The sequence below is a fragment of the Methylobacterium sp. 1A genome, assembly GCF_058072805.1.
The window spans coordinates 710502-736687 of the sequence record NZ_JBYQVE010000002.1; the positions used below are offsets into that span (position 1 = coordinate 710502).

23 protein-coding genes are annotated in these 26186 nt (G+C 72.3%); 12 read left to right on the top strand and 11 right to left on the bottom strand.

Annotated features, from left to right (window positions below; all coding sequences use genetic code 11):
- Positions 1-3: 3 nt before the first annotated feature.
- The gene (locus tag ACX9MN_RS23685) at positions 4-453 is read right to left on the bottom strand and encodes an Lrp/AsnC family transcriptional regulator (protein ID WP_020091060.1); all 450 of its coding nucleotides are present in this window, start codon (positions 451-453) and stop codon (positions 4-6) included.
- Positions 454-600: 147 nt separating this feature from the next.
- On the opposite strand from ACX9MN_RS23685, the gene alr reads away from it, so the two are divergent.
- The 3 genes from alr to ACX9MN_RS23700 all read left to right on the top strand — a co-directional run bounded on the left by alr (position 601) and on the right by ACX9MN_RS23700 (position 3681).
- Entirely contained in the window at positions 601-1734 is a 1134-nt protein-coding gene (gene alr / locus ACX9MN_RS23690; RefSeq protein WP_489725615.1) for an alanine racemase, read from the top strand.
- A gap of 8 nt (positions 1735-1742) precedes the next feature.
- Positions 1743-3002, top strand: coding sequence for a D-amino acid dehydrogenase (locus ACX9MN_RS23695; RefSeq protein WP_489725616.1), 1260 nt, complete (start codon positions 1743-1745; stop codon positions 3000-3002).
- A 343-nt stretch (positions 3003-3345) separates the two neighbouring features.
- Complete coding sequence (locus ACX9MN_RS23700) at positions 3346-3681, top strand: hypothetical protein (protein WP_091675933.1); 336 nt, start codon at positions 3346-3348, stop codon at positions 3679-3681.
- Between the two features lie 25 nt (positions 3682-3706).
- Here the strand turns inward: ACX9MN_RS23700 and ACX9MN_RS23705 are convergent, their stop codons facing one another.
- The 7 genes from ACX9MN_RS23705 to ACX9MN_RS23735 form a co-directional block, all read right to left on the bottom strand.
- Positions 3707-4792 (bottom strand): protein-glutamate methylesterase/protein-glutamine glutaminase, encoded by a 1086-nt coding sequence (locus ACX9MN_RS23705; RefSeq protein ID WP_489725617.1) that lies wholly within the window; start codon positions 4790-4792, stop codon positions 3707-3709.
- A complete protein-coding gene (locus tag ACX9MN_RS23710; RefSeq protein ID WP_447694376.1) occupies positions 4789-5637 on the bottom strand; it encodes a CheR family methyltransferase in 849 nt (282 codons plus the stop codon). The genes ACX9MN_RS23705 and ACX9MN_RS23710 overlap by 4 nt, the downstream gene beginning before the upstream one ends.
- A 13-nt stretch (positions 5638-5650) precedes the next feature.
- Positions 5651-6124 carry a chemotaxis protein CheW gene (locus ACX9MN_RS23715; RefSeq protein WP_026604606.1) on the bottom strand — a complete coding sequence of 158 codons (474 nt, stop codon included), beginning with the start codon at positions 6122-6124 and terminating at the stop codon, positions 5651-5653.
- 115 nt (positions 6125-6239) lie between these two features.
- The gene (locus ACX9MN_RS23720; protein ID WP_489725618.1) at positions 6240-8432 is read right to left on the bottom strand and encodes a HAMP domain-containing methyl-accepting chemotaxis protein; all 2193 of its coding nucleotides are present in this window, start codon (positions 8430-8432) and stop codon (positions 6240-6242) included.
- 63 nt (positions 8433-8495) lie between these two features.
- The gene (locus tag ACX9MN_RS23725) at positions 8496-9005 is read right to left on the bottom strand and encodes a chemotaxis protein CheW (protein WP_020091068.1); all 510 of its coding nucleotides are present in this window, start codon (positions 9003-9005) and stop codon (positions 8496-8498) included.
- A complete protein-coding gene (locus ACX9MN_RS23730) occupies positions 9005-11116 on the bottom strand; it encodes a chemotaxis protein CheA (protein ID WP_489725619.1) in 2112 nt (703 codons plus the stop codon). The genes ACX9MN_RS23725 and ACX9MN_RS23730 overlap by 1 nt, the downstream gene beginning before the upstream one ends.
- Before the next feature lie 620 nt (positions 11117-11736).
- On the bottom strand, positions 11737-12984 hold the full coding sequence (locus ACX9MN_RS23735) for a methyl-accepting chemotaxis protein (protein ID WP_489725620.1): 1248 nt from the start codon (positions 12982-12984) through the stop codon (positions 11737-11739).
- A gap of 318 nt (positions 12985-13302) precedes the next feature.
- On the opposite strand from ACX9MN_RS23735, the gene ACX9MN_RS23740 reads away from it, so the two are divergent.
- Positions 13303-13584 carry an STAS domain-containing protein gene (locus ACX9MN_RS23740; RefSeq protein ID WP_489725621.1) on the top strand — a complete coding sequence of 94 codons (282 nt, stop codon included), beginning with the start codon at positions 13303-13305 and terminating at the stop codon, positions 13582-13584.
- A 33-nt stretch (positions 13585-13617) separates the two neighbouring features.
- Positions 13618-13983, top strand: coding sequence for a response regulator (locus ACX9MN_RS23745; RefSeq protein WP_020091072.1), 366 nt, complete (start codon positions 13618-13620; stop codon positions 13981-13983).
- A 64-nt stretch (positions 13984-14047) separates the two neighbouring features.
- Here the strand turns inward: ACX9MN_RS23745 and ACX9MN_RS23750 are convergent, their stop codons facing one another.
- Positions 14048-15172, bottom strand: a complete 1125-nt coding sequence (locus tag ACX9MN_RS23750; protein WP_489725622.1) for a hypothetical protein — start codon at positions 15170-15172, stop codon at positions 14048-14050.
- A 77-nt stretch (positions 15173-15249) separates the two neighbouring features.
- Positions 15250-16206: an antibiotic biosynthesis monooxygenase gene (locus ACX9MN_RS23755; protein ID WP_489725623.1), complete on the bottom strand. Its 957-nt coding sequence runs from the start codon at positions 16204-16206 to the stop codon at positions 15250-15252.
- Between the two features lie 1163 nt (positions 16207-17369).
- Here ACX9MN_RS23755 and ACX9MN_RS23760 point away from each other — a divergent pair.
- Both ACX9MN_RS23760 and ACX9MN_RS23765 read left to right on the top strand, forming a co-directional pair.
- The gene (locus tag ACX9MN_RS23760; RefSeq protein ID WP_056529845.1) at positions 17370-17852 is read left to right on the top strand and encodes a nucleoside deaminase; all 483 of its coding nucleotides are present in this window, start codon (positions 17370-17372) and stop codon (positions 17850-17852) included.
- Positions 17853-17940: 88 nt separating this feature from the next.
- Positions 17941-19329 (top strand): FAD-binding oxidoreductase, encoded by a 1389-nt coding sequence (locus ACX9MN_RS23765; protein ID WP_056529842.1) that lies wholly within the window; start codon positions 17941-17943, stop codon positions 19327-19329.
- A 12-nt stretch (positions 19330-19341) separates the two neighbouring features.
- Here ACX9MN_RS23765 and ACX9MN_RS23770 read toward each other — a convergent pair whose 3' ends face one another.
- Positions 19342-20436 (bottom strand): DUF4272 domain-containing protein, encoded by a 1095-nt coding sequence (locus ACX9MN_RS23770; RefSeq protein WP_489725624.1) that lies wholly within the window; start codon positions 20434-20436, stop codon positions 19342-19344.
- A gap of 465 nt (positions 20437-20901) precedes the next feature.
- Here ACX9MN_RS23770 and ACX9MN_RS23775 point away from each other — a divergent pair, with 465 nt between their 5' ends.
- The 5 genes from ACX9MN_RS23775 to ACX9MN_RS23795 all read left to right on the top strand — a co-directional run bounded on the left by ACX9MN_RS23775 (position 20902) and on the right by ACX9MN_RS23795 (position 26079).
- On the top strand, positions 20902-23022 hold the full coding sequence (locus ACX9MN_RS23775; protein ID WP_489725625.1) for a M48 family metalloprotease: 2121 nt from the start codon (positions 20902-20904) through the stop codon (positions 23020-23022).
- Positions 23023-23029: 7 nt separating this feature from the next.
- Positions 23030-23545 (top strand): hypothetical protein, encoded by a 516-nt coding sequence (locus tag ACX9MN_RS23780; RefSeq protein WP_091927770.1) that lies wholly within the window; start codon positions 23030-23032, stop codon positions 23543-23545.
- A 175-nt stretch (positions 23546-23720) separates the two neighbouring features.
- On the top strand, positions 23721-23996 hold the full coding sequence (locus ACX9MN_RS23785) for a CsbD family protein (protein ID WP_020091080.1): 276 nt from the start codon (positions 23721-23723) through the stop codon (positions 23994-23996).
- Between the two features lie 528 nt (positions 23997-24524).
- Positions 24525-24842 (top strand): hypothetical protein, encoded by a 318-nt coding sequence (locus ACX9MN_RS23790; RefSeq protein WP_246757419.1) that lies wholly within the window; start codon positions 24525-24527, stop codon positions 24840-24842.
- 64 nt (positions 24843-24906) lie between these two features.
- A complete protein-coding gene (locus ACX9MN_RS23795; RefSeq protein ID WP_489726352.1) occupies positions 24907-26079 on the top strand; it encodes an efflux RND transporter periplasmic adaptor subunit in 1173 nt (390 codons plus the stop codon).
- Positions 26080-26186: the final 107 nt, after the last annotated feature.

A 26186-nucleotide genomic window follows, 5' to 3' on the forward strand; every position in this document is an offset into this window, starting at 1 on the left:
CCTTCAGAGCGGCCGGCCGGCGGCCACGACAGTCCGGATCGCGAAGCTCGATTGCAGCCGGGCGACCCCCGGCAGCCGCGACAGGACATCCTTGTGCAGCCGCTCGTAGTCGGCCGCGTCGATCACCTTGAGCTTCACGAGGTAATCGGCCGTCCCGGTCATCAGATAGCAGTCCTGCACCTCGGGACAGCGCCGGACGGCCGCCTCGAACCGGTTGAGATAGTCCTCAGTCTGGCGGTCCAGGGTGAACTGCGTGAGGACCACGAGGCCCGGCCCGTCGACCGCGCCGCCGATCAGCGCGGTGTAGCCCCGGATGATTCCGGATTCCTCCAGCAGCCGCACGCGGCGATGGCAGGCGGACGCCGACAGGCCGACCGCCGCGGCGAGATCCGCGTTGCTGATCCGGCCGTCGCCGCGCAGGGCCTGGATGATGCGGCGGTCGATCGCGTCCACGCGCGCCTCGCAGGATCTTCGAACTGGCCGCAGATACTTCCACGGCCAAGCTCGAAACTCAAATCTCTTCGACAGGATGCACGCTCGTTCGACGATCCTTCGTGTAGCCTTTTGGCACTGCATCCGAGCGCCGTTCCGAGGGCCGCCATGAGCATGATCGACCGCGAGCTCCGGCCCGATGCGGGCCCGGCCGGGACGGCCTCCGCCCTCCTCACGATTGATCTCGCGGCCATCGCGGAGAATTACCGCCTGCTCGCCGCGCGAGCCGGGACGGCCGCCTGCGCGGCCGTCGTCAAGGCGGACGCCTACGGCCTCGGCGCCGACCGGGTCGCGCCGGTCCTGGCCGCCGCGGGCTGCCGGCACTTCTTCGTCGCCCAGGTCGGCGAGGGCGTCGCCCTCCGGTCCATCCTCGGCCCCGGGGCGGCGATCGCCGTGCTCAACGGCGCCGCCCCGGGCAGCGAGGCGGCCTGCGCGGACCACGACCTCGTGCCCGTCCTCAACGACCGGTCCCAGCTCGACGGCTGGCAGGGCCTGGCCCGGCGGCGCGCGCGGCGCCTGCCGGCGATCCTCCAGGTCGATACCGGCATGGCCCGCTTCGGCCTCGCCCCGGACGAGGTCGGCGCGCTCCTCGACCGGCCGGACGCCCTCGCGGGCCTCGACCTACGGCTGGTGATGAGCCACCTCGCCTGCGCGGGCGAGCCCGACAGCCCGGTCAACGCGGCGCAGCGCGCCGCCTTCCAGGCGGTCCGGCGGCGCCTGCCGACGGTGCCGGCGAGCCTCGCGGCCTCGTCCGGGATCTTCCTCGGTCCGGACTTCCACTTCGACATGGTGCGCCCCGGCGCCGCCCTCTACGGGATCGCCCCGCAGGAGGGCGCGGCGAACCCGATGCGGCCGGTGATCGGCCTGCGGGCCCGCGTGATGCAGACGCGCGGCGTCCCGGCGGGGACGCCGGTCGGCTACGGCCACGCGGCCACGGTCGCCCGGGACAGCCGCCTCGCCACGGTCGCGATCGGCTACGCGGACGGGTTCTTCCGCAGCACGGCGGGCGGCGCGGCGTGGTTCGGCGGCGTCCGGCTGCCCGTGGTCGGGCGCGTCTCGATGGACAGCCTCGTCCTCGACGTCACCGACGTGGCGCCCGGCACCCTCGGGCCGGGGGCGCTCGTCGACATCGTCGGGCCGGAGCGCGACGTCGACGCCGTCGCAGCCGCCGCCGGCACGATCGGCTACGAGGTCCTGACCAGCCTCGGCCACCGCTTCCACCGCATCTATCTCGGAGCCTGAGGCCCGCCATGCACGTCCTCATCCTCGGCGGCGGCGTCGTCGGCGTCACCTCGGCCTACTACCTCGCCCGGGCCGGCCATCGGGTCACCGTGCTGGAGCGCCAGCCGGGCTCCGGCCTGGAGACCAGCTTCGCCAATGCCGGGCAGGTCTCGCCCGGCTACTCGGCCCCCTGGGCGGCGCCCGGGATCCCCGTGAAGGCGCTCAAGTGGCTGATGATGCGGCACCGCCCCCTGGTGCTGTGGCCGCGGCTCGAGCCCCGCCTCTACGCGTGGCTCACGCGCATGCTCGCGAACTGCACCGAGGAGGCCTACCAGCGGAACAAGGGCCGCATGGTCCGGCTCGCCGAGTACAGCCGCGACGCGCTGCGCGACCTGCGCACCGAGACCGGCATCGCCTACGACCACCGGGAGAAGGGCACGCTCCAGCTCTTCCGGACGCAGAAGCAGCTCGACCATGTCGGCGACGACACCCGCGTCCTCGACGCCTACGGCGTGCCCTACACGGTGCTGGACCCGGCCGGCTGCGTCAGTGCCGAGCCGGCGCTCGCCGCCGTGCGCGACGTCTTCGTCGGCGGCCTGCGGCTGCCGGGCGACGAGACCGGCGACGCGCACCTGTTCACGCAGCGCCTCGCCGCGATCTGCGAGGGCCTCGGCGTCACCTTCCGCTACCGCACGGCGATCGCGCGCCTGCATCACGTCGGGGACCGGGTGACGGCGGTCGAGACCGCCGACGGCGACCTCCTGCGGGCGGATGCCTACGTGGCGGCGCTGGGCAGCTACACGCCGGCCCTGCTGCGCCCCCTCGGGATCGCCCTGCCGGTCTACCCGGTGAAGGGCTACTCGCTCACGCTCCCCATCACCGATCCGGCGGCCGCGCCGGTCTCGACGGTGATGGACGAGACCTACAAGGTCGCGATCACCCGGCTCGGCGACCGCATCCGCGTCGGCGGCACCGCCGAGCTCGCCGGGTTCAGCAGCGCCCTGCGCCTGCCGCGCCGCGAGACCCTCGCGCGCTCGGTGCAGGACCTGTTCCCGGCCGGCGGCGACCTCGACCGAGCCGCGTTCTGGACCGGCCTGCGGCCGATGACGCCGGACGGCACGCCGATCGTCGGGGGCACGCGGGTCGGGAACCTGTTCACCAACACCGGTCACGGCACGCTGGGCTGGACGATGGCCTGCGGATCGGGCCGCCTGCTCGCCGACCTCGTGTCCGGACGGGCCCCCGAGATCGCGAGCGACGATCTGGCCCTCGACCGCTACGCCGCGTGAGCCGGCCGGCCGGATCGGCCCTGACCGGTCCGACTCCCCGTCGCCCGGTCACTGAACCGCCGTCGCGCTGCGCAGCGCGTGCCGTGGCGCACCAGCACAACTCTGCCCGGTATCGCCCCGAACGCGATCCGACCGTGCGTTGAGCAAGACTCCGGGACTCGTCGCGAGTCGCCGTCACCACCGGGCACAATCATTCATTATTCACCGAGATACGACCACCAGTTGATTACATGACGTTCATGACGTGCGGATTCGCATAATCGTCGGATGACTTCCGACAGGCCCAGGCAACCCTTCGCAGCGTGTCGAGTTGAGGACCTGAACGAACCATCCGGGTGCGCAGATGAGTTTCATCGTCGTACAGGGCCAGGACGATCACGAGCAGGCCGATGCCGTTCTTCGGGGCGTCGCCGACGGGCTGGCCCGCCTGTTCCGCGTGCCCGAGCATCCGCCCGGTGTTCAGCACCTGCTGGATTCCGGGACGCAGGAACAGGGTCCCCACCCTGAACAGATCACGCAGCGCAGCGCGCGGCGCGGCGGAAGCAAGAAGCTTCCTCGAGGCCGGTCGGTGAAGACGGGTACGGGCCGGACGCGGCGCGCAGCGGACCAGCCGTCCAGCCGCACGCGAGGGCGCCGGGCGGTGGCCGACGCGCTGGCCGGGCAACGCGACCAGTCCTGAGCCGGCACCGGCCCTCGGCGCGGCTTCAGCGCCCCGCGGACAGGCCGAAGCGCCGGATCTCCAGGTGCATCTGCTCCAGCGGCAGGATCTTGGCGGCCGCACCGCGGTCGATCGCCTCCTTGGGCATCCCGAACACGACGCAGCTCGCCTCGTCCTGGGCGACCGTCTGCGCCCCGACGCGGCGCATCTCCAGCAGGCCGTTGGCGCCGTCGTCGCCCATGCCGGTCAGCAGGATGCCGAGCGCGTTCGCGGCCGCGGCCCGGGCGGCCGACCGGAACAGGACGTCGACCGACGGGCGGTGGCGCGCGACGAGGGGACCGTCCTTCACCGACACCGCGTAGCTGCCGCCCCGGCGCTCGACCATGAGGTGCCGCCCGCCCGGGGCGATCAGGGCGCGGCCGCGCACCACGGGATCGCCGTCCTCCGCCTCCTTGACGGCGATCGCGCAGAGGCCGTTCAGCCGCTTGGCGAACGCCGCCGTGAAGTGCTCCGGCATGTGCTGCACGATGACGAGACCGGGGGACTCGGCGGGCAGCACCTCGAGCACGTCGCGCAGCGCCTCCGTGCCGCCCGTCGACGCGCCGATGCAGACGATCCGGTCGGTCCCGGCCACGACGCGCCCGGGCACGGGCGGCGGCAGGACGACGTCGGCCGAGAGCTTCGCCTCCACCAGCGGCCGGGACGGCCGGCTCCCGCGCAGCTTGGCCCGGGCGGCGGCCCGGACCGCGTCGCAGACCCGGACCGTGGATTCGAGCAGGAACTGGCGGGTGTCGACGCGCGGTTTCGGCAGCACGTCGACGGCGCCCGCCTCCAGCACCTCGAACAGGATCCGGGACCCGGCCTCGGTCAGGGTCGAGCAGACGATCACCGGGAGCGGCTTCTGCGCCATGATCTTGCGCAGGAAGGTCAGGCCGTCCATGCGCGGCATCTCGAGATCGAGGATGATGACGTCCGGGATCTCCTCCTGGATGCGGCGCGCCGCGATGAACGGATCGGCGGCGGTGCCCAGGATCTCGATGTCGGGCGCCGTCCCCAGGATGCTGCACAGCGTCTGGCGGACGGAGGCCGAGTCGTCGACGATCAGGACGCGGATCGGTCTGGACGCGCTCACCGGCCGGATTCCCGCAGCTTGCCGAAGACGGTCGAGGAGATCTGGTCGAGGCCGGCCACGCCGACGCCCGCCATGGATTCGGAATGGCCGACGATCAGGTAGCCGCCGGGGCGCAGGTGCCCGGCCAGGCGCGCGACCACCGCCTTCTGGGTCGGCTTGTCGAAGTAGATCAGCACGTTGCGGCAGAAGATGAGGTCGACGTCCCGGTCGATCGGGTAGGTCTCGTCCATCAGGTTGAGCCGCTGGAACCGCACCCGGGCGCGCAGCTCCGGCACGATCCGCCCCTCGCGCCGGGCCGGATCGCGCGCGACCATCACGTAGCGGCGGCGCAGGTCCGGCGGCACGGCGTCGAGCATCTCGGCCGGGTAGATCGCCGTCCGGGCACGGTCGAGCACCTCCGCGGAGATGTCGGTCCCGAGGATGGCGTAGCGGAACCGGTCGGCGGCCATGTCGTGCAGGACCATCGCCAGCGTGTAGGCCTCGGCCCCGGTCGAGGCCGCCGCGCTCCAGACCTTGAGCAGCGGCCGGTCGCCCCGCGCCGCCAGCCGCGGCACGATCGTCTCGCGCAGCAGGTCGAAATGCGCGGGCTCGCGGAAGAAGTCGGTCTTGTTCGTCGTCACGCAGTCGACGAGGTGCGGGAACTCGTCCGCGAGGTGGCCGGCCTCGAACAGGTGGCGGCCGTAGGCCTCCAGGGTCGGGAGATCGAGGGCGCGCATGCGCTTGCGCAGCCGCCCCTCGACCATGGTGCGCTTGGCCGGCGGGAGCTGGATGCCGGCATGCTGCTGGACGAGGTCGGCGACCGAGCGGAAATGCCGGTCGCTCAGGTGACCCGGATCGGCCTCCATGGTGGCGGATCCCTCAGGCGGCCTGCGGGGTCGCGACCAGGGCCGGGCCGTCGCCGTCCATGAGCGCGACGAGGTCGAACACCACCACGAAGGCCTCGCCCCGGCGGCCGATCCCCGCGATGTAGCGGGCGTTCCAGCGCCCGCCGACCTCGGGCGCCGCCTCCATCTCGGCCCGGTCGAGCTCGGTCACCTCGATCACCCGGTCGGCCACGAACCCGACCCGCAGCGCCCGGCCGGGCATCGGCACGTTGAGCAGGATGATCCGGGTGGCCGGCGTGCGCGCCACCGGCGGCAGGCCGAGCTTGGTCCGCAGGTCCACCACCGGGTAGCTCTGCCCGCGCACGTCGATCATGCCGAGCAGGAAGGCCGGCGCCTGCGGAAGCGCGGCCGGGACCCGGTAGTCGAGGATCTCGTGGACGTGCTCGACGTCGATCCCGAAGGTCTCGGCCCCGAGGCCGAGGGTCAGGTACTGCCACACACTGGACATGCAGGATCTCCGGCTGGAGCGCGGCGCGCGACGGCGGCTCGCGACGGCGGCTGACGACGGCGGCGGGATCCGCGCGGGCACGGGCACCGCGCGGATCCGGGCCTCGGGCGAGGTGTCAGGCGACCCGGGTGAAGGCGGCGTCCTGCGCGTCGCCCTCGCCCATGTCGAGGGCGAAGCCGCCGCCCCCGGCCGGGCCGCGCGCGCCCGCCCGCTTCGGGCTCGGGGAGCGGATCGCCGCCGAGGGCGTGCCCATCCGCGCCGCGGTCGCGCGCAGCCGCGTCACCGCATGGTCGACACCGGCCACCGGCGCGGCCGCCTCGGTGATCCGGAAGTAGGCGATCGTCGCCTGCAGCTTCTCGGCCTGGGTGGCCAGCTCCTCGGAGGTGGCCGAGACCTGCTCGGAGGCGCTGGCGTTCTGCTGGGTCACCTTGTCGAGCTGCTGGATCGCCTGGTTGATCTGGCCCGAGCCGACATCCTGCTCGCGGCAGGCGGCGGTGATCTCCTCGACCAGGCTGGCGGTCTTCTTGATGTCGGGCACGAGCTTGCCGAGCATGTCGCCGGCCTGCTGGGCGGCCTTGACGGTGTCGGACGAGAGCGTGCCGATCTCGGCCGCGGCCGCCTGGCTGCGCTCGGCGAGCTTGCGCACCTCGCTGGCGACCACCGCGAACCCGCGACCGTGCTCACCGGCCCGGGCCGCCTCCACGGCGGCGTTGAGCGCCAGCAGGTCGGTCTGGCGGGCGATCTCCTGCACGATGGTGATCTTCTGGGCGATGGTCTGCATGGCCTCGACGGCGCGGCCGACGGCGATGCCGCTCGCCTCGGCGTCCTGGGCCGATTGCCGGGCGATCGTCTCGGTCTGGCTGGCGTTCTCGGCGTTCTGCTTCACGTTGGCGGCCATCTCCTCCATGGAGGCCGAGGCTTCCTCGGTCGACGAGGCCTGCTCGGTCGAACCCTGCGACAGCTGCTCGGCCGAGGCCGAGAGCTCCTGGGACCCCGCCGAGACGTTGCCGGCCGCCGCGGTCGCCTCGGCCACGACGGTGCGCAGCTTCGACAGCATGGTCTGCAGGGCGAGGCCCATCGTGTCCTTGTCGGAGAGCGGCCGGGCCTCCACGGTGAGGTCGCCCTGGGCGATCGCGTTGGCGAGCGCCGCGGTCGCGTTCAGGTTCTCGGTCATGCGGCCCATGGCGCCGACGAGGTCGCCGAGCTCGTCGTTGGTCGTGACCGTCGCGGTCTGGCTCAGGTCGCCCATCGACACCGCGTCGGCGAGCGAGACGGCACGGCCGAGGCCGCGGGAGATCGACAGCGCGAGCCAGGTCGCGATGCCGAGGCCCATGAGGAGCGCGGCCGCCGCCACGCTCAGCAGGATCGTCTGACCCTGGGCGGATTCCGCGTTGGCCTGGGCCGCGGCGTCGTCCATGAACCGCTTCTGCCGATCCGCCAGCGCCTCGAACGCGTTGATCGCCGTCGTGCTCACCGTCGCGTACTCGCCCGAGGCGACCTCGGCCGCCTTCACCGAGCTGCCGATCTCGACGAGGGCGATCGCCCGCTGGAAGGAGGACGCCCAGGTCCCGAACCGCTCGCGGACGGCCGTCACGGCGATTCCCGCCGCCTGGGCCGCCGCCGCGAGCTCGTCCACCGACCGGTTGATCTCCTCGCGCGACTGCTTGGCGAGGGCCACGCGCTGCTGGAGCGCGTCGACGCTCGTGGTCCCGGTGGCCGAGGTCAGCTGCCCCCAGGCCCGCTCGACCCGGCTCTTGAACACCGCGGCGACCCGGGCGAGCCGCTCTCCGGCGGGGCTCTGGGCGTCGGTCGCCGTGTTGATCAGGGCGTCGAGGTCCGTGCGCAGGGCGGCCAGCGCCGGGCGACCCGCCGCATTGATCTCGGCCCAGGTCTTCCCGTTGGAATTGTCGCGGGTCAGCTCCAGAGCCCGGTTCCCCAGCGCGTTCTGCTTCTCGTACTTGGCCGACAGGTCCTCGTAGAGCCGCTTGCCCTCGTCGGTCATGAGCAGGGGCTTCACCTTGGCCAGCGACGCCATGGCGTCACCGTGGTTGGTCGCCGAGCGCTTGGCGAACTCCGTCATCTGCGCCTCGTCCGGGCTGATCAGGGCTCCGCGGACGTTGAACGCGCTGCGGATGGCGTGCGCCTTGCCCTCCAGGACCTGCTTCTGGATCTCGGCGCGGCTCAGGACGTACTTCATCGTCGCGTCGGCGGCCGTGAGCCTCTGGTAGCCGACCCCGCTGGCCGTCCCCAGGAGAACGAGGATCGCGCCGAAGCCGACCCCGAGCTTGGCCTTGATCGAGAAACGCATCGCCCTTTACCCCTACGCAAACACGAGATTCTGACGGGACTTCGGAAATACTTCGGAAAGACTTCAGTCGAGGATCTGCTCGAGCTCGGGGACGATGATGAATTCGTCCCCCGCCTTGACGATCGAGCGGATGTACTCCGGGCGCCAAGTCGTGCCGACGGGCGGCACCGCCTCGCACTGCGCCGGATCGACCTCCGTGACCGCGAACACCTTGTCGGCCACCAGCGCGACGACCACGGGGTCGCCCGCTACCGGCACCTCCAGGACGAGGAAGCGCGTGTCCGGGCTCGCCGACGCCGCCGGCATCCCGAACCGCTCGCGGATGTCGGCCAGAGGCACGACGTTGCCGCGCACGTTCACGATCCGATCGATATGCGGGCGCGCCCCCGCCACCCGCGTCGCCGGGATCGGATCGATGATCTCGCGCACCATCCCGGCCTCCAGCGCGAAGCTCTCCGAGCCGATCCGGAACATCACCACCTGCTGGCCGCCCTGCCGACCGTCCCGCTGGCCGCCGTCGGCGGCCGCCTGCGGGCCGGGCTCGACGACTCCGCGCGCCACGCCGCCGCTCATCACGCCACCTCCTGGTACTCGCGCACGCCCTCGGCGCGCCCGCCGCTCACGAGGCGGCCGACATCGATGATCAGCGCGGCCGTGCCGTCACCCAGGATCGTCGCCCCGGAGAAGGTCGCCACGTCCGCGTGCAGCTTCGACAGCGACTTGATGACGGTCTGGTGGTTGCCGATGATCTGGTCCGCCACCAGGCCGACCCGCGCCTCACCGGCGGCCACCACGATCACCTTCTGGTGCAGGTCCGGCTCGCCCGCGGCCCCGAACAGGCTGCGCAGCCGCAGGAACGGCACCAGCGCGCCGCGGATGTTGAGGAAGTCCCGCCCGCGGCCGCCGCGCTCGCTGGCGGGCAGCTCGACGCATTCCTCCACCGCGGCCAGCGGGATGACGTAGCGTCCCTCCCCCACCCGGATCAGCAGCCCCTCGATGATCGCCAGCGTCAGCGGCAGGCGCAGCGCCACGCAGGTGCCGCCGCCCGGCTCGGTCGCGATGTCGATCGTGCCGCGCAGGCTCTCGATCGTCTTCTTGACGACGTCCATGCCGACCCCGCGCCCCGACAGGGCCGAGATCTCCTGCGCGGTCGAGAAGCCCGGCGCGAACAGGAACTGGTAGATCTGCTGGTCGGTGAGCACCGCGCCCGGCGCGCACAGGCCCTTCTCCTCGGCCTTGGCGCGGATGCGGGCCGCGTCGAGCCCGGCGCCGTCGTCGCGCACGCTCACCAGCACCTGCGCGCCGACATGCTCGGCGGTGAGCGTGATCCGCCCGGTGGCGGCCTTGCCGCCGGCCGCGCGGCGCTCGGGCGCCTCGATGCCGTGGTCGATCGCGTTGCGGATCAGGTGGACGAGCGGGTCGGCCAGGCGCTCGATCACGGTCTTGTCGAGCTCGGTCTCCTCGCCGGCGGTGACGAACTCGACCGGCTTGCCGAGATCGCGCGAGAGGTCGTGGACGAGGCGGCGGAAGCGGCCGAACAGGGCGCCGATGGCGACCATGCGGATGCTCATCGTGGTGTCGCGCAGCCGCGCGGACAGGCGCTCGATCTCCTCGGCGATGGCCTTGAGGCCGGGATCGGCATGCAGGCCGGCGAGCTGGCTGAGCCGCGCCTGGGCGATGACCAGCTCGCCGACCCGGTCCATCAGCTCGTCGAGCCGCTCGGCCTCGACCCGGACGCTGCTGGCCGGCCGCTCCTCGGCCCGCCGGGCCGGGACGCGCTCGGCGGCCCGGGCCGCGGGCTCGACCGCCCCCGGCCCGGCCGGTCCGGTCTCGCCGGACCCGCGGCCGGCGAGATCGGCGGCCGGAACCGCGCCGGACGGCGGCCCCGACGGCAGCCCCGACGGCGGCCTCGACGGCGGCCCCGACGGCGACGGTGCGGCCTCGGCCGGCTCGGGCGCGGCGTCCGGTGGCGCGGCCGAGACCGGGACGAGCGTCAGGGTCATCTCGTCCCGGACGAACAGGAAGACGTCCTCGATCGCCTCGCGGGGCACGGCCGCGCGCAGCGTGACGTCCCAGCCGATGGCGAGGCTCTCGGGGTCGAGGGCCGGCAGCTCGGGCAGCGCGTCGAGGCGCGGCACGATCGTGCATGCGCCGAGGTCGCGCAGCTCGTCGAGGAGCGCCAGGGGATTGGTCCCGTTGCGGAGGATCTCGGGCGCGAACGCGATGCCGATCTGCCAGCCGCCCTCCCCCGCCGCAGCCGGCTCGGCGGCCGGCTCCGGGAGGAGCGCGGACGGGGCGGCCGGGCGGGACGCGGCGCCGAGCAGCTGCTCGAGTTCGGCCAGGATGGCCTCGCCGATGATCGGGGCGCTCGCCTCGGGCTCCTCGATGAGGCCGCGGATGTAGTCCTTGGCCGAGAGGGAGACGTTGACGAGGTCGCGGCCGACCGGGACCTCGCCGCGCCGGACGCGGTCGAAGGCGGTCTCGAAATCGTGGGTGAAGGCGGCGACCTGCTCGAAGCCGAACATGGCGCCCGAGCCCTTGATGGTGTGCAGGGCCCGGAAGGCCGTGTCGATCAGGGCCCGGTCCTCGGGGCGGTCGCCGAGGTCGAGCAGCGTCGTCTCCAGGCGGGCGAGCAGCTCGGCGGCCTCGGCGCGGAAGATCTCCGCGGGATCGAGAGCAGTCATGGGACGAACGGACCCCCGGACACAGAACGCAGATACAGAACCAACCGCCCGATCCCGAGCGCGAACGGACGCGCCGATACCGGAGACCGGCCGCGTCCTTCGCGATCAAGCAGTCGAACAGACTGTCCCGGCGCGCGGCGACCGCGCGGTGACGGGACACGACGCGAAGCCGCCGCCTGACTTCGTGGGTTGTATATAATCGGAACAGAAATTTTCGGTTAACGAACAGATTTGAGCCCTGAACGGGAAGTATATCCAGATCAGGTTCGAAGAGCTTGATTATCGGATACTGCGATCGTGTGACACGCGGATCACAGGATCTCGGGCGCGCGGTGCGGCACGGCTCCGGCCATCACGGCGCACCGGCGCGCGTCGACGAACGTCGAGGAACTCGGTCGGACGTGGACGGACGCGGACGGGCGTGGACGAACATCGACGTCCACCGGCGCGCAGCCGCGCGGATGCGGGCCGCGGCAGGTCCCTGCGGGCGGCGCGCGGATCGCGGTGAGACTGGAACCGGGAACGGGGCCGGACGCGGCCGGTCCGGCGCGGGAAGGCCCGGCCGCGGCGCGACCGCGGACCGGGCCCGAACGGGCTGCCCTCGGCGCGCGCCGGCGCGCTCAGAACAGGTCGATGCCGTCCAGATCGTCGGCGGCGGCGTCGGCCGGCGTCTCGGAGGCCGGAGCCCCCCCGAGCAGGCGCTCGGTCAGGCGCGCGCGAACCTCCCCCAGGGTGCAGCCGGCGATCGCCGCCTCGATCCAGGCCGGATCGGCCGCGGCATCCGGCGCCGCGACGCCGTCCGCGCTGTGGTCGGCGAGCCGCCCGAGCTCCGCGCCGGCCGAGCGCAGCAGGCCCTCGACGTTCTGGATGCGCTGCTTGGCCCGGTCCTGGAACTGCATCGCCACGATCGCCGCCGACACGTCCTGCGTGATGGCCTGCGTGGTCTCGGCGGTCTGCTGCAGGATGCCCGCGACCTGCGCGTTCTGCTCGACCAGCGCCCGCATCACCATGCGGACGCGCGTCTCGGCGGTCCGGCTCTCCTCGGACATGTCGATCGCCGCGATGTCGCCCAGCAGGGCATGGCTGCCGCGCAGGCCGGCCGCCATGGTGCCGATCTGCTGCTTGATCACGTCCGACAGGGCGTTGATCGTCGTGGCGAGGCCGCGCACCTCGTCGGCGACCACCGCGAAGGCCGCGCCGCTGGCGCCGGCCCGGGCCGCCTCGATCTTGGCGTTCAGGGCGAGCAGGTTGGTCTGGCGGTTGATCCGCTCGATCTGCGCGACGCTCCCCTCGACCGACGACAGGCCCTCGAGCACCCCGGCCAGACCCTGCGCGAGGGTCGACCCGCGGGACGACATCAGGGTGATCCGCTCGATCAGGGCGGTGAGCGTCTCGCCGAGGCCGGCGGCGACGTCGCCGAGCTGCAGGGTCCGGTCGTCGATCCGGACGGTCTGCACCGAGGCGACGAGCCCCCGGACGATCTCCGACTGCTCGCAGGTCGTGGCGGCGATGCTCTGGAAGCGGTTGGACAGGCCGTGGACGTTGGCCTCCACGTCGGTGGAGACGATCCCGAGCTCGGCGACGAGGGCGTCGAGCAGCGTCCGCTGCTGCGCCGAGAGGCCGAGCCAGGCCTGGAGCAGGTCGGCCGCCTGCGCGGCGGGCGCCGGCTCGGCCACGATCGCGGCGGGCGGCGGCGCGGGCTCGCTGGACGACGCGGCCGCCTCCGGGAGCGGGGCGGCCGGGATCGCCGCGCCCGATCCGCGCCGGTCATCGAGCCCCACCTCGGGCCCCACCTCGGGCCGCATCCCGGGCCGGCGGAACCGGTCCGGGACCTGCCTGAGGATGTCGTGGGCGACTTGGAAGGCCATCGGCGGGCGGGTCTCTCGGCGTCGTCCGACGCGCGCGGGTCATGAACAATCCCACGGTCGGTACCCGACCGAGGCTAAGGAACGCCGTTGAAGAAAGCGTTATCGCCCGGCCGATGGCCGCAACGGCCGGCACAGATCACAGTATTAGCCAATCAACACTGTTCCAGGCGGCGCAGACCTCCGTCCTGTGCTGGGTCCGCGGCCGCGTCGGCCGTCCGCGATTGGCCGAACCTTCAGGAAGAATTTACCCGCCGCGGTGTTGACTCGGGCGCGGCGGCGCGTCGCCCCGCACATCCGTCGTCGAGGTCACGAACCCGCATGTCCGAGGCTCCCGTCCTCACGCTCGGTCCCGACTGCACCATCCGGACCGTCCGGGCGCTGCAGGACACGCTGGCGGCGGCGCTCGCCGGCGGGGCGCGCCTCACCCTCGACTGCGCGGCGGTCGAGCGCGCGGACGTCACCTTCGTCCAGATCGTGCTCGCGGCCGAACGGACGGCGCGGGGTCGGGCCGCCGGGATCTCGCTGGTCAACGTCCCCCCGGCGGTCGAGAGCGCGTTCCGGCGCGCCGCGATCGAACACCCCAGCGCGCCGCTCCTCTAGGCGCGCGTCAGGCACAAGAACGGAATCCGTGTCATGGCCACTGTCCTCGCCGTCGACGATTCGCCCAGCATCCGGCAGATGATCAAGGTGGTGCTCGGCCCGGCCGGCCACACGGTGATCGAGGCCGGCGACGGCGCCGAAGGCCTCGCGAAGGCCAGGAGCGAGAGCGTCAACCTCGTCATCACCGATCTCAACATGCCGGTGATGAACGGGCTGGAGATGATCAAGCAGCTGCGGACGCTGCCGAGCTGCACCGGCGTGCCGATCCTCTTCCTGAGCACGGAATCCGACGAGGCGATCAAGCAGCAGGCGAAGGCGGCCGGGGCGACCGGCTGGATCACCAAGCCGTTCAAGCCCGAGCAGCTGCTCGCCGTCGTGGGCAAGCTCGTCCGCGCCTGAGGCCGCGCTTCTTCGGGCCCGACACCGGGCCCGTCATGTCCCCGACCGCGCCGACCCGGCGGGCTCATTTCAGGTGGTAGGCCACCCCAGCGATCAGCGCCTTCTCCTCGGTGTTGAGCGTGCGCCGCGGGTCGCCCCCGAACTTGTTGTGCCAGTACTGGAACCCGGCGAAGACCTCGACCCGGTTGGGCGTGCCGGCGACGAGCTGCCCGACATCGAGCACGAGGTTGGTCTGGGAGACGAATTCCAGCTGGGTGTCGTTCTCGTTGAATCGACCGTAGCGCCCCTTGGGCAGCACGATCGTGTTGAAGCCGGCGAGCGACAGCGGCAGCCCGGTGAACGGCAGCGGGATCGTGTAGGTGATCTCGAATTCCGGCGTCATCTTGAACTCGACGCTGCGGAAGTGCGCGTAATCGAAGCCCGGCACCGGCCCGTATCCGGCGAAGCCGTTGCGGGAGAACTCCTTGTAGCCCTGGACCTTCAGGTTCACGAACCCGGCCGGCACGTCGAAGGCGAAGCTCAGCCCGAAGGTCCCGGCGCGCTTCTCGGAATCGAAGGTCGTGTCCTTGGTGTTGACGTCGGCCCCGAACGACAGGCCGACATCCTTCACGAAGCCGGGGATGGCCAGGGCCTGCGTGTCGAAGACCTTGTTGAGGCTCAGGACGCCCCGGTAGATCAGGTAGAACTCGGTGGCGCCGACGCCCTCGAACCGGCCAACCTGATTGCCGGCCGGATCCTGGGATCCGGACCGGAGGATGTCGAGGGAGAGCAGGTTGGTGCCGTAGGCCCACGCGTTGGCGTGGAACAGGTTGATGACGGTCTTGGGGACCTCGCGCCCCACGAACTGGCCGTCGGGACGCTGGACCCGGAGGCCGGGCTCCGCCGAGGGTCCCTGGAAGCGGTAGCTCACCACAGTGTCGGAGAAGTTGAAGAAGGACGGCGGCGGCGCCGCCATCACGGTGGCGGCCGCGACGGCAACGGCGGCCTCCTGGCGCCGCGCGCGGGCCGCGGCCGCGACGGGCGTCCCGTCGGCCGCACCCGTCCCCGACGTGGCCGAGGAACTGGCCGCGGCCGTGGCCGGAGCGGGCGCAGGCTCGGCGCGGGCGAACCCGGCCAGACCGACCCCGCAGGCCAGGATCAGCAGGCCGGCCGCCGGGCGCGGGCTCGCCCGGGACACCGACCGGAGCATCGCGCGCCCTGTCCCCGCGCCCGGCCCCTGCCCGCGACGGCGCCGCGCGGGCCGCGACCGCCCGGGCGCGCCGCCGGTCAAAACAGCTTCCAGAACACGAGGATCATGAGCCCGTAGGCGGCGATCAGCAGCGCGGCGCCCTGCAGGTTGACCCGGGTCCGCCGCGCCGGATCCGGCGTCAGCCACCAGCCCAGCCGCTTGGCCGTCCAGGGCACCATCAGCGAGGTGAGCAGGACACTGAACACGTTGCCGATGAACAGGGCGACCGGGAAATCCATCTTCAGCATGCCGGCCAGGATCGGCGCGCCGACCAGGACGCCCCACAGGAACACGGTCGGGTAGAGGGTCAGCACGACGATCATGTTCATCTTCCACGCCGCGGGCGCGCCCTCTCCGGGCGGCGCGACGTTGCGGAACCACTGCTCGAAGCCGCTCTGCACCGTCCGCGTGTGGAATTCCGCGGTCATCGGCGCCGCCTCGGCGACCAGGGCCCGCCGCTCGGGCGAGTCCATCCAGGTGCGCAGGTTCGCCTCGCTGTCGAAGCGCAGGATCGCGACGTAGTCCTCCTGCACCCCCGGCACGGCCGGCTCGAACCGGTAGCCCTGCATGCCGGGCGCCCGCGACTGCGCGGCCGCGATCTTCTGCTCCCACCGGAGGTAGGCGGCCTCCATGCCGGGCTTCACGCGGGTGCTGATCACCGCGCTGACCGGCGAGGTCCGGGCCGCGCCGGCGTCATCCTTGACGATGTGGACGTCGTCGCGGCCGACGAGCATCGGCGTGGCGCCCTGGATGCGGGCCTGCCGCTCGGGGGAGGCCATCCAGGTCTTGGCCTGCTCCAGGCTGTGGAACCGCTGCACGATCACCCAGTCCACCTGCAGCGGCGGGCGCGGCGGGATCAGCTGCTGCTCGATGAAGCCCGGGAAGGCCGCGACGACGGCGCTGGTGTCGACCTGCCAGCGGGCGAAGGCGTCCGCGCTCTCCGGCCGGATGGTCGTCTGCGTCACGATGCTGACGGACGATGTGGCACCGCTCATGAACCGACGCGCTTCCGTTGCACGGCTGCCTGCACTCGCGCGTTGGCTTCGCGCGGCCCCCGGCGCCGCGCCCGGTCACCGCCCGGCGGGTCCGGGGCGGTGCCGAGAGGCGCCACCTCCGGCGACCCGGACGGCCGGTCCGTGGACCGCGGCACCGAGGCGGCGGCGGACCCGCAGGGATCTGCCGCGCCGCGGAACACGAGGATAAACAACCGAAAATTGATCTTGCATCGAGCGCCCGCCACTCCATTGGCAGCACTGCTCTGCATGCCTGTATCAGCGGGCAATCTACGACCGGAGTCAAGACCTCAGCGCGGAGGTCGAAAATTTTAATTGTAAATACAGCACGTTCTCTACGGCGATCGTCTTTTAAGCGGAAACGCTTGCACGATATTTATCTTCCGCGCGCGCGGCCCGGAAGGCCGGACTTTTTCGGCGCCCGCTCCGCCCGAGCCCCGCCGAGCTGGGACGGAGCGACAATGAAAAGACGGGGCGGAGACGATCGTCGCCGGGCGCGGCGGAGGGTGTGGCGCCGGGTGTGGCGCAGGGTCGGGGCGCAGGGTCGGGGCGCAGGGTCGGGGCGCCCTGCCATGACGGGACGGATTATTTCTTGTCCGTCCGTCTCAGGCGGGGCGCCGCCGTCCCGATCAGGAGCCGCCGCCGCGACCGCGACGCGCCATATGTGCTGCTCGGATCGGGCCGGAGAGCCTGATCGATCATCTCTTCACGGTCGTTTTATTGCATTTCCCTATATTTACAATTCGACTGCCGGCGATCGCGGGCCGGCGTTGACGCGGCACTTCCGCCCCTGTCTATTCTGTCGCCAAGCCGCGGGTAGCCGCTCGTTACTGGCTGACGAACATGCGTTCGCAGGACGCACGGTTTCAGCGGAACGTCCCGATCCGCGCGCGGCCCCGTTGCCGATCCTGCCCGCGCGGCTCGACGGCGGTCGCGCTCCGTGACACCCCGCACCGCTCGGCCGGACCGCGCGGCGACATCGCTCAACCCGAAGCCAATGCCGGTCGGCCGACCCGGAGTTGTTAAGCACGCCGCGCGAAGTCTAGTGCGGTCCGACACAACAATCGGGACCGCCCCTCGATTAAGAAATCTCCGCGGTTCATAGTCTCGACCAACCGACCCGTTTCGCGACGACAGAGGTTCCAATGTCTGACAACCACGAAAAATTCATGGCCCGGGCGATCGCCCTGTCGGAGAAGACGTCGCTGGTCGACAGTGCCGGCGGCGTGTTCGGCTGCGTGATCGTCCAGGACGGCGAGATCATCGCCGAGGGCGCCAACCGCGTCGTCGCCGAGAACGACCCGACCTGGCACGGCGAGATCGAGGCGATCCGGAAGGCCTGCAAGGCGCAGGGCAGCTTCAAGCTCCGGAACGCGACGCTCTACACCAGCGCCGAACCCTGCCCGATGTGCATGGCGGCCGCCTACTGGGCCGGCGTCAAGAACGTCTACTACGCGGCGCAGGTCGAGGACGCGCTGGAATACGGCGGCTTCGACGACAGCATGATCTACGCCGAGCTCAAGAAGGATGTCGGCGAGCGCTCCATCCCGACCCAGCAGATCATGCGCGCGGAGGCCGTCGAGGTCTGGAAGAAGTACGCCCAGAAGGCGGACCGCGTCCCCTACTGAGGGTCGGATCGCGAGATCGGCCGCCCTGCTCCGCCCGCTCAGGCCGCCGTCGCCCGAGCGGGCCTCCACGCCCGCGCAGTGCCCAGTCATGAATGCTGAGACCTTGAGGACGGCCTGCAAGGGCCCGGTCATCGACGCGGGCGACCCGCAGTTCCGGGAGGCGCTTCACGGGAACCTGTGGAACAGGTTGATCCCCGACCGGGCGCCGCAGATGATCGTCAGGGCCGCCGACGAGGACGACATCGTCGCCACCGTGAAGTTCGCCCGCGCGCACGGCCTCAAGGTCGTCGTCCGCGGCGGAGGCCACAACTGGTGCCAGCCGACCCTGCGCAACGGCGGGATCCTGATCGACCTCGGGAGCCTCGACAGGATCCTGGCGATCGATGTCGCGCAGCGCCGGGCCGTCATCCAGCCGATCGTCAGCAACCGCGACATCCAGAAGGCGCTCAACGCCCACGGACTCGCCTTCCCGACCGGCCACTGCCCCCAGGTCAAGGCGAGCGGCTACTTCCTCGGCGGCGGCATGGCCTGGAACCCCACGGTCTGGGGCTACGGCACCGAGAGCCTCGAGGCGATCGAGCTCGTCACCGCCCAGGGCGAGCGGATCCGGGCCAGCGAGACCGAGAACCCGGACTTCTTCTGGGCCGCGCGCGGCGCCGGCCCGGGCTTCTTCGGGATCGTCACGAAGTATTTCCTCAAGCTCCACGCGCTGCCGAAAGCCATTCACGGGAGCGAGTATTTCTATCGCCTCGAGGATGCGCCGGCCGTCGGCACGTGGCTCGGCGAGGCGGCGCCCACGATCGCGCCGAGCGTCGAGCTGACCCAGTTCCTCGTGAAGGCGCCGCCCGCGCTGGCCGAGGCGGCGGCGGACCGGAACGGCTGGGTCTGCATGGTCACCGCCACCGCCTTCGAGGACACCCCGGAGGCGGCCAGGCGCGCGCTGGCGCCGCTCGATGACGCACCGGTCGCGCCCCTGTCGAGCGCGCGGGTGACGCCCCTCGACTTCGAGCAGCTGTTCGACGCGTCCGGCGCGCTCTTCCCGGAGGGCGTGCGATCCCGGGTCGAGGCCACCTTCTCCAATCACAGCCCCGGCGCGGTGATGGCGGCCATCCTGCCCCTGTGGCAGCGGGCGCCTTCGGCGACCTCGGTGTTCCTGTCGACGATCTTCTGCGGACCCGACGTCCCGGGGCCGCAGCGGAACATGGCCCGCTCCATGACCTCGAAGGTCTATGGCGGCCCCTGGACCATGTGGCACGAGGCGGACGACGATCAGGCCAACGCCGCCTGGCATCGGGCGGTGATCGCCGCGCTGAAGCCGCTCAACATCGGCTACTACATCGGCGAGACCAACACGGTCGAGCAGCCCGAGATCGTCGCCCAGGCGTTCACGCCCGAGAAGTGGCAGAGGCTGTGCGCGCTGCGCGACGAGCACGATCCGGACCGCGTGTTCTTCGACTATTTCGACGGTCTGCGCTGAGCCGCGGCGCGGTCACGTCGGCGTGTCGGTCGCGTCCCAGGGCGTGTCGCGGTCGTTCTGGAATCCGGTCAGCCAGTTCAGCGCGACGTGGCGCTCCGCCACGACGTCGCCGTTGAGCCCCGCGGGGGCTGTCCCCTTCTGCCGCGCCTGCCGGACGACCCAGTGCGCCCGCCACGCGCGGTCCAGCGCCTCCAGGATCTCGCCGGGCGGCCGCAGCCGCGCGGCGTCGGCCGCGCCCGCGTCCCGGGCGAGCGGCGCGACCGCCCGCCAGAGCGCGTCGACGTCGACCGTGGCGTCGCTGTCGGCGATCCGGGCCGCGCGCACGCCGAGCGCCCACAGCAGGGTGTTCGCGGCCTCGTAGCGCCAGGACGCCGCCGCGGCGTCCTTCGGGTCCGCCGCCTCGATCTGGGCGCGCTCGGCCGGCGACAGGGCCGCGAAGCCGGTGGGATTCAGCGTCCTCTGCCCCGGCTCGCGCAGCGTCGTGCCGGCGCCGAAGGCCTGCCCCCAGGCCGCGATGTAGAGCAGGGCCAGAGCCCGCCGGAGCACCTCCGCCGGCGGTCGCAGCGCGAGTTCCGCCTCGCCGAGCGCGGGGGGCATGCCGGCGGGCGGCTTCGGGTCCAGATCCTCCAGGCGCTCCAGGGTCCGGGCGCGGCGCGCGACGGCGTCGGGCGGGTAAGGCAGACGCGCGGCCGGATCCGTCTCGCCCGCGGCCGACAGGAGGAGCGCCATGTCGGGCGCCCGCACGGAGCCGTCGGGCAGGAAGAGGACGGCGTTCGCCGCGAGCGCCCAGGTCTCCACGCGCGGCAGGTCGGACGCGGCGACCGCGAAGCTGACGTGGTTGCGGACGCGCTGCAGGTGGCGCCAGAGATGGTAGCGGTGGGCGGTCATCTGCCCGTCGCCCCGTCCCATGACGTAGCCGATGAACCCGTCGAGATGCGGCTGCAATTCGGGGTCGGACAGGTCCCGCCGGCCGTTCAGCGCGTGGTCGAAGGAGAGCGCGGGCAGGTCGCGCACGGTCGCGTAGGCGTTGACGAGAAGCGGTTCGTCCGGCGCCGCCTCCGCCGGTGCCGCATCGGCGCGTCCGAACAACCGCTTCAGCAGATTCATGGTCTCTCCCTTCCGGTCTTCCCGCGGAGCGGCGCCTCCGAGGCTGGCATCCGCACCGGGCCCGGTCGCGCCGGGCGCGCGAGCGCGGAAGCGGGCGCGCCCAGAGTGGGGCGGGCGCACCGGCCGGGCAAGGCGCGCCGCGCCCGGAGCCCTCGGAGGCCGGACCGCAGCATTCGGTTGACGTGGCCGTTCGGCCGGTTAGAAAACCGGCCGTCGAATCGGTTATCGATCCGGTTGCGCCCAATCTTTGTCGCTCGGAAGCTGTAGCTCGACCGCATCTATAGCCTCCTGGACCGAGACTGTTCGCTGCGCCGGCTCGATACCGGGACGCCGACCCGACCGCAATCCTGCCGCGCCCGCCCTGCCGCGCCGGCGTCTCGCCATCAGGAGCCGACCATCGCCGAAGCAGCGCCCCCGCGCGACCGCTCGCGACCGCGCGCCCTCGCCGGGCTCCTGGCAGCGACCGTGCTGCTGCCGCTCGCGATCCTGCTGATCGGGCTCTGGCAGGGCCAGCGCGGCCTCGACGACTGGCGGGCCTTCGCGGCCGAGCGCGACCGCCTCGGCGCGGTCGTGGCGGATCTGGAGGCGCGGTCTCCGCGGGACGGGCGCCCCGATTTCAGCCTGCAGTTCCGGCACGACGGCCGCCTCTACGGCGGCCCCTACGCCGCGGTGAAGGCCCGCGAGATCCGCGACCACGCGGGGACCCTCGCCGCCGTGATGGACTGGCGGCGCAGGCTGCCGGCGGTCGCGGTCGCGGGCGGCGGAATCGCGGCGGCGCTCTCCGTGCTCGTTCTGCTCGTCGGCGGCCTGCTCGGGCAGCTGGGACGCGGGTCGCGCGACGCCCTGGTCCGCGGCTTCTCGCTGGTGCGGCGGCTGCTTCCGCCCGCCCTCGCCGCCCAGATCGTGGCGGCGACCGTCGGCCTCGTCGCGGTGGTCCTGTTCGAGGCCGGGCTGCTCGTCGACGGCGGCCTCAGCGGCGGCGGCGTGAAGCTCCTGGCGATCGCGGCCGGCGCGGTCGGCGCCACGATCCTCGCCGCGTGCGGCGCCCTGATCGGCCTGCGCCGGGCCCTCGTCGCCTTCGCGCCCGACCCGCTGCCGATCCTCGGGCGGCGGATCGCGCCGGCCGAGGCGCCGGGTCTCTGGCGCCTCGTCGAGGCGCTCGCCGACCGGATGGGCGCGCTGAAGCCCGAGGCCCTGGTCGTCGGCCTCACCGAGGGCTTCTTCGTCAGCGCCGGCCCGGCCGTGCTCGAGCCCGGCGGCGCGCGGCTCGACGGCCGGATCCTCTACGTGCCCCTGCCCTATCTCGCCCTGCTGCGCGTCGACGAGACGGCGGCGATCCTCGGGCACGAACTCGCCCACTACGCCGGCGGCGACACCGCCTACAGCCAGCGCTTCCTGCCGATCTACGCGGGCGTCGGGCGCTCCCTCGACGCGATGGCCGAGCGCGAGCGCGGCGCGCTCGGCGTGCTCGGGCCGTCGATCCGCCTCGGCCTGTTCGTGATGGAGCAGTTCCACCTCGCCGTGCGCCACTGGAGCCGGGTGCGCGAGTTCGCGGCCGACGCGGCCGGCGCCGCCGTGACCTCCCCCGACGCCTCGGCCCGGGCGCTCCTGCGCTACGGCGCCGCGCGCCCGCGCGTCGTCGAGACCCTGAACGCCGCGACCGACGCGCCGGAGACGGCCGCCGCCGACCTCGTGGCGGCGGCGTTCGACGGCGCGATCGCGCGCGGCCTCGAGGATCCCGCGGCGCGCCTCGAGGACGAGCAGGCCCACCCGACCGACACCCACCCGCCGACCCGCGACCGCGTCGCCGCCCTCGGGCTGGCGATCGACGCGGACCTGCTGGCCGCGGCCGGAACCGCGCCGCCGGCCCGGGCCCGCGACCAGCTCGCCGCCTACTTCGCCGACCCGGCCGGCCTGTGCCGGACCGCGACGCGGGACTTCCTCGACGCGGTCCGCGCGCGGGAGGCCGCCGCCCGCGCGCATCTGGAGGCGACCGCCGCGGACGTCGGAACCGAGGAACGGGTGCTGCGCGCCAGCCACCGCGCCCGCGGCCTCGCGCTGGCCGCCAGCGCCGGCCTCTTCGCCGCCGCCGCGCTCGCGCTCGTGCTGCTCCGCGTCCCGGGGCTGTCGCCCTACGAGGCCCGTATCGTGGCGGCCGTGGCCCTGGCCCTCGCGGCCGCCTTCGGCGGGGCGGGCGCCTTCGTCCTGTCGCGGGGCGAGCCGATCGCCCTGATCCTGAGCCCCGCGGGGCTGACGGCGCCCGGTCTCGACAGGGTGATCCCCTGGGAGGCCGTCGCCGATCTCGACATGTCGCTGAGCCGCGCCGGCATCGTCACCCGCCTGCTGCTGCCGCCGGGCGCGGACTGGCCGGAGCGGGCCCCGGGGCGGCACCCCGTGAAGCTCGACGCGAAGCGCCGCATCGTGACCCTCACGGTCGGACTGCCGCGCGGGATGAAGCCGCAGGATTTCGCCGACCTGATCGCCCGCTACCAGGCCGCGCACCACGCCCGCCGCGCCCTGGCCGAGCGCGCCGCGCGCGCGACCGTCGCCGCCCACACCCCCTCTCCCGAAGCCCTGCCTGCTTGAGGATCGCATGGGATCGCCCGCCAAGCCCGAGACCGCCGAGACCCTGCGCCTGCCGCCCGACCGCGCGAGCTGGACCGTCATCCTGGGCGTGCTGTTCGGCTTCGTGCTGTTCGGCGGCCTCCTGGCAGCCAGCGCCGTCTACACGGCGCCCGTGCTGATCTCGGATTGGCAGGTCCGCGAGGCCGCCCGGCCCGTCCCGAACGCCCGCGTGAGCGACGGCAAGTGCAGCACCAAGCTCGTGTTCCACATCTGCGACGCGACGCTCTCGCTGCGGACGCCCCAGGGCAGCGTGACCCGCCGGGTGAACTACGTGTTCACCGGCCTGCACGCGGGCGACTACACGATCGGCGTGATGGCCGACCCGGCGCATCCCGAGTCCGTCACCACCGATCTCGGCCTCGACCGGCTGTGGAACCGGGCGATCACCCTCCTGACGATCGACGGGGTGATCCTGGCCGGCCTCGTCGGTGCGCTGATCTCGATCCTCCGCAACGGGCGCGCGGCGTTCCGGTCCGCCGCCTGACCGGCCCCGCGCCGGGATCTCGGCCGCGCAGGGCCGTCCGCGCCACGGGACACGCCCGAACCGGCGGACCGGTGCCGTACCGGTTGCCGGTCCGGCGATCCGGTACGTGTGCGTCATTGCGCCGGCGCGGACGGTCGGTCAGACCGCGCTCCCTCGAACCTCTCGGGAGAACCGGATGAGCAGCACCCGCAAGACGGCGCTTCGTGGCGCCCTCCTCGGCCTCGCCCTCGCAGGCCCGGCGCTGGCCGACGACACGCCGACGACGGCGGGCGCGGTCGACCGGCTCAAGGGCCTCGCCAACGAGGCGGTCGGCGGCGCCAAGCGCGGCGTCGGCAACCTGACGGACGACGAGGCGCTGAAGGCCGAGGGGCGCGACCAGAAGCTCCGGGGCCAGGCCCAGCAGGAGCGCGGCAAGGCCAAGGACGCCGTCGAGAACGCCCTCGACAAGTAGGCGGGTGGGGCCCCGGCCGCGGCGCGGCCGGGGCCCGCCGCACCGATCGAAACGGTCTCGCCGGCCGGCATGACGGACACCGTCAGCGCTTCGGCCTGTCCCGGAGCCGGAGCCACTGGCCGCGCCGGGCGCGACGGACAGCGCCAGGCTGGCGCCGGCGCCCGCGGCCCGAGCGATCGTACAGTTGCCCTGCGTACTCGCTCAATCGACCTATTACGCGGGAAAGCTCTCATTATTTTAGCAAACGTTCCAATTTTTCATTCTATCTTACTCACTTGGCAGACATTACAGAAATCATACGGTCGCTCTGCCGGACGCCACCGCTTTAGGTAGTGCGCCGTGGTTGATAACGATTTTTGTTGCAACAACTTAACCGCGACATATGCTATCGATACAGGATAGGCGACCGAATCGGGCCGGTCTTGAGTATCGAACCTGTATTGCTGCAGGGCACGGCAACCGTGCGGGGCCGCCAGAACAAGGATCGACCGGACCGTCCGGTCGACGCGACGCGCGGGTGTGCCGATCATGATGTTTGCTGTCCCCGCCTTGCTGTTGGAGCTGGCGTTGACGACGCCGGTCTCGGACAAGATGCCGGTCTTCGACGTTCACGGCAGCTGCCGAGCGGCGACGACGGCGATGACCCTCGATCCCGTTCGGCAGAAGCTCTGCCTCCAGGACGAGGGGTCGGCCCGTGCCGAGGTGGCGAAGAAGTGGTCCAGCTTCCCGGCGGTCGACCGGACGCGCTGCGCGGCGGAGGCCCAGCTCGACGGCCTGCCCAGCTACGTCGATCTGCTGGAGTGCCTGACCCTCGCCCGGGAAGCCAAGGCCGAGGACGATCAGTAGCCACGTCAGGACCGAGACCGAAGACCGTCCCGTAACGCTCTCACGTTGAGGGTCGACCGTGCCGATCGTGCTGCAGCTTCCTGGATCCCTCCGTCTCCTCGCCTTGGCGGCCATCGCGGGCCTCGCCGCCGGTTGCCGCGATGCGAACCAGTACGTTCCCCCACCGCCGCCGACGGTCTCGGTCGCGCAACCGCTCGTGCGCACGGTCACGCGCTACTTCGAACTCACCGGCAACACCAAGGCGTTCGCGGCCGTCGAGCTCGAGGCACGGGTCCAGGGCTTCCTAGAGGCGATCACCTACAAGGACGGCGCCGTCGTGAAGAAGGGCACGCCGCTCTTCTCGATCCAACGCAACACCTACGAGGCGCAGCTCAAGCAGGCGCAGGGCGCCCTGGCGGCGCAGCAGGCCGCCCTGGCGAATGCCCAGTCCGAGTATCAGCGCCAGTCCACGCTGGGCCGGCAGGAATTCGCCTCGCAGGCGCGCGTCGAGGACGCGAAGACCAAGCAGGACCAAGCCAGCGCCGCCGTCATGGAGGCGCAGGCCAACCTCGACATCGCCGCCATCAATCTCGGCTACACGCAGGTCTCCGCACCGTTCGACGGCGTGGTCACCAACCACCTCGCGGATGTCGGGGCGCTCGTCGGCATCAGCGGACCGACCAAGCTGGCGCAGCTCGTGCGCATCGATCCGCTCTACGTCTACTTCAACATCAGCGAGCAGCAGGTGCTGCTGGTCAAGGAGCACCTGCTCGCGACGCATCGGACGTTGGGCGACCTGTCCAAGATCCCGGTGGAGATCGGCCTGCAGACCGAGACCGGCTATCCGCATGTCGGCAAGCTCGACTACCTCGCGCCGCAGGTCGACCCGTCCACCGGCACGCTGATGGCGCGGGCGCTCATCGAGAACGGCGACCACGCGCTCCTCCCGGGCCTGTTCGTTCGGGTCCGGGTCCCGGTCGGGCGCCAGGACAAGGCCCTGCTGGTGCGCGACGACGCCATCGGGACGAACCAGCAGGGCAGCTACGTGCTCACGGTCGGCGCCGACGACACGGTCTCGCAGCGGGTGGTGACGCTCGGGCCCCGGGACGGGCGCTACCGGGTGATCGAGACCGGGCTCGCACCCGGCGACTGGGTCGTCACGGACGGCATCCAGCGGGCAATCCCCGGGGCGAAGGTCGCGCCCCAGAAGGTGGCGGTGGCCGAAGCCTTGCCCGACCCGGCGCCACTCCCGCGGTGAGCCGTCGTCCGGAAGTCCCGGCGCTGCCGACGAGGCCGACACGCCCGACGATCGGACAGTGATCTCCGCCACCCCGCGTCCCGCCCTGGCGGCGGGCCGCCCCTGAG